This is a genomic window from Sphingomonas bacterium (genome assembly GCF_903643065.1).
GTDB lineage: Bacteria > Pseudomonadota > Alphaproteobacteria > Sphingomonadales > Sphingomonadaceae > Sphingomonas.
Map to the genome: position 1 here is coordinate 1 of NZ_CAHJWX010000371.1, position 3,132 is coordinate 3,132.

The window sequence follows — 3,132 nt, forward strand, 5'->3', positions numbered from 1 at the left end:
GCGCGCGGCCCCGCCGGTCGGCGACCTCGCCCCGCTGGTCGCGGCGGTGAACGCCGCGCCCGACGATCTCCAGGCGCGCTTCGACCTCGCCAACGCGCAGATGGCCGCGGGTGATCGGGACGCGGCCGCCGACGGGCTCCTCCACATCGTCGCCACCGACAAGGGCTGGCAGGACGGCGCCGCGCGCGCGCAGCTGCTCAAGCTGTTCGAGGTGGTGGGGTTGATGGATCCCTGGGTCTCCGCGCAGCGGCGGCGGCTGTCGGCGGTGCTGTTCACATGAGCGACACGCCTTCCTCCCTTGGCACCACGACCCGCCTGTCGATCTTCCCGCTGCCGGGCGCGATCCTGTTCCCGGGCATGCACTTGCCGCTCCACATCTTCGAGCCGCGCTACCGGGCGCTGGTCGCGGACGCGACCGCGCGCGACCGGCGGATCGGCATGATCCAGCCCAGACCCCTGGCCAATCCCGGATCGGGCGCGGAGCCGCCGGCGCTGTTCGATCTGGGCTGTGTCGGCCGGATCGCCGAGGTCGAGGCGCTCGACGACGGCCGCTACAACCTGATCCTCGAAGGCACGTCGCTGTTCCGCGTCATGCGCGAGCTCGACGTCACCACGTCCTTCCGCCAGGTCGAGGCCGAGTTGCTGCCGAGGCCCGGCGACGAGGCGCTGTCGTCGGCGCACCGCGCCTCGCTGGAGAACGAGTCGCGTCGCTTCGCGGAGACGCAGGGCTATCAGGTCGACTGGGCGCAGGTGGAGCGGCTCGACGACGAGCGGCTGGTCAACGGCATCGCCCAGATCGCTCCGTTCGACGCCGCCGCGAAACAGGCGCTGCTCGAAGCGCCCGACCTGGTCACCCGCGCCGAGCTGATCGTCCAGCTCCTCCAGTTCTTCGGCCGGCACGACGGCGACGAGCGGGTGACGCTGCAGTGAGCGGGGGAGCGGGCGTGGACCCCTGGCTGCTCGCCAAGCTGGTCTGCCCCCGCACCCGAACGCCGTTGCGCCAGGAGGGCGACGAACTCATCTCCGACGCCGCCGGCCTCGCCTACCCGATCCGCGACGGCACGCCCGTGCTGCTGGTCGAGGCGGCGCGCCCGCTATAGGTCCCGCGCGATGACCGACCCGCTCGACGTGACCGGCACCTGGTCGGGCATCTACAACTATCCGCGCAGCCTGCCCGCCAATCCGTTCGGCGCGGTGCTGCGCGAGAGCGGCGGCGTCGTCACCGGCGAGACCACCGAGCGCAGCCCGTCCAGGCATCCCGGCTATGGCGGCGAGGAGGCCCGCGCCTTCCTTGATGGCCGGCGCGAGGGCACGAGCGTCCACTTCGTCAAGCATTACGACGCCACCCATCGCGTCGGCACGCCCGTTCTCTACCAGGGCACGATCGCCCCCGACGGCGACGAGATCACCGGCCGCTGGGAGGTGTCCGGCGACTGGAGCGGCACCTTCATCATGACGCGCGAGGCACGGCACTGGGCGGAGGAGGAGCTGCGGGTGGCGGAGACGGTACGCTGAGCCGACGCTGATCGAGCCGGACGACCTGATCGCGAAAGAATGCTTCCGCCTCCGCCACCGCGCCGCGCGCGCGAGGCGTGGCGGGCCAGCGGACGCGGGCAGCGGCGAACTCCGCGTCGATGAAGGCGCCGAGCGGCGACGGCAACGGCGCCACGCCCAGCTCCCGCGTCCGTGCCTTGGCGGCCAGCAGCTCCGCCGTCAGCGCGGCGACGTCGGCGGGCGGATCGCACTCGCTCATCAAGGTCGGGAAATGCATCGGCGGCACCGGACCGCCATGCATCCCCAGCCAACGCAGCGCGGCGGCGGGGCGCAGGGCATAGAAGAGCTTCTTCAACGCCACGTCCTGTCCATCGGGGAAATAGGTGCGCCGCTGACTTTCGCCGAGATGAAGATAGTGGCGCGCGATCGCGCCCGGCTCGGCAAGGCGGGTGGCCAGCGCCAGCAGGCCGTCGCGAAACACCGGATCGGCGGCGTAGACGAAGGGTGAGCGCAGCCACTCCAGCACCACCGCATTGCCTTTCACGATCAGCTTGAGCGCCTTGCCCAGATCCCATCCGTTGACGTCGAGATCGCCGACCAGCGGCGTCTCGATCACGTCGCGGCGCGGCCACGGCGTCAGATAGTCGGCCTGCCGCCGCACGAAGATGAAGCGACAGTCGTAGTCGCTGTCCGGCGAGGGGAAGCCCCAGGCACGGCTGCCGCTTTCGATCGCGATCGGGATGACGACCTGCTCGTCGGAGGCGACCTCTTCCAGCAGCCGGTCGATTGCCGCGATCGTCTCGGCGGCGCTGCCGGGTGGGATCGAGCGAACCGTCGCGCTCAGACCCGCATTCCCTGCAACAGCTTGGGCAACACCCCCGTCTCGCCCCGCGCCTCCGCCATGAAGCGGTCCTTGAGCGGTGGGAGGGCGTTCACCGCCGAGATGCCGAACCGCCGCACCGCGCTGGCCGCCTTGCCGCGCACGCCGAACAGCCGCGTCAGCGTGTCGGTCGCGAACGCCACCGCGAACACGTCGAGCCCGCGCCAGCGCTGGTAGCGCGCGAGCACCTGCGCGTCGCCGAGGTCGAGCCCCGTCCGCCTGGCGTCGACCAGCACTTCCACCAGCGCCGCGACGTCGCGCAGCCCCAGATTGAGCCCCTGCCCCGCGATCGGATGGATGCCGTGACCCGCGTCGCCGACCAGCGCGAGGCGCTGCGCCGTGATCCGCGCCGCATGGTGAAAGCCGAGCGGGTAGGTGGCGCGGGGGGAAGCGCCCGAGAGCGCGCCGAGGAAGCCGCCCATGCGCGTCTCCGCCTCGTGCAGGAACGCGCGGTCGGACAGTTTGAGCATCGCCGGCCCGTCCGCCGCGTCCACCGTCCACACGATCGCCGACCGGTGGCCCGCATCGTCGTCGGGCAGCGGCAGCAGCGCGAACGGGCCGGCGGGGTAGAAGATCTCGAACGCCACCTGATCGTGCGGCCGCTCGTGGTGGAACGCGCCGACGATCGCGGCGTGATCGTAGCGCCAGCGCGCGACGGGGATGCCCGCCGCCTCGCGCGTCGGCGAGTTGCGACCCTCCGCCGCGATCAGCAGCGGCGCGCGCGCGGCCGTCCCGTCCGACAGCGTCGCCGTCACCGC

6 protein-coding genes are annotated in these 3,132 nt (G+C 72.1%); 4 read left to right on the plus strand and 2 right to left on the minus strand.

Annotated features, from left to right (window positions below; genetic code table 11):
• The 4 genes from HUU95_RS12210 to HUU95_RS12225 all read left to right on the plus strand — a co-directional run.
• A partial coding sequence (locus HUU95_RS12210) for a tetratricopeptide repeat protein (protein ID WP_174280353.1) occupies positions 1–280 on the plus strand: 280 nt, incomplete at its 5' end.
• Positions 277–930, plus strand: a complete 654-nt coding sequence (locus tag HUU95_RS12215) for an LON peptidase substrate-binding domain-containing protein (protein WP_174280354.1) — start codon at positions 277–279, stop codon at positions 928–930. The genes HUU95_RS12210 and HUU95_RS12215, both read left to right, overlap by 4 nt.
• Before the next feature lie 14 nt (positions 931–944).
• Entirely contained in the window at positions 945–1,100 is a 156-nt protein-coding gene (locus HUU95_RS12220) for a Trm112 family protein (RefSeq protein WP_254602780.1), read from the plus strand.
• 10 nt (positions 1,101–1,110) lie between these two features.
• Positions 1,111–1,515 (plus strand): hypothetical protein, encoded by a 405-nt coding sequence (locus HUU95_RS12225; protein ID WP_174280356.1) that lies wholly within the window; start codon positions 1,111–1,113, stop codon positions 1,513–1,515.
• Here the strand turns inward: HUU95_RS12225 and HUU95_RS12230 are convergent.
• The gene (locus HUU95_RS12230; RefSeq protein ID WP_217429836.1) at positions 1,451–2,338 is read right to left on the minus strand and encodes a nucleotidyltransferase domain-containing protein; all 888 of its coding nucleotides are present in this window, start codon (positions 2,336–2,338) and stop codon (positions 1,451–1,453) included. The genes HUU95_RS12225 and HUU95_RS12230 overlap by 65 nt on opposite strands.
• Positions 2,335–3,132: FAD-dependent monooxygenase (locus tag HUU95_RS12235; protein WP_174280357.1), on the minus strand; the 798-nt coding region annotated here is incomplete at its 5' end. The genes HUU95_RS12230 and HUU95_RS12235, both read right to left, overlap by 4 nt.

Excerpts from the sequence above, each read along its gene's own strand:
- HUU95_RS12225 (WP_174280356.1), top strand. The coding sequence starts at position 1,111 with ATGACCGACCCGCTCGACGTGACCGGCACCTGGTCGGGCATCTACAAC.
- HUU95_RS12215 (WP_174280354.1), top strand. The coding sequence starts at position 277 with ATGAGCGACACGCCTTCCTCCCTTGGCACCACGACCCGCCTGTCGATC.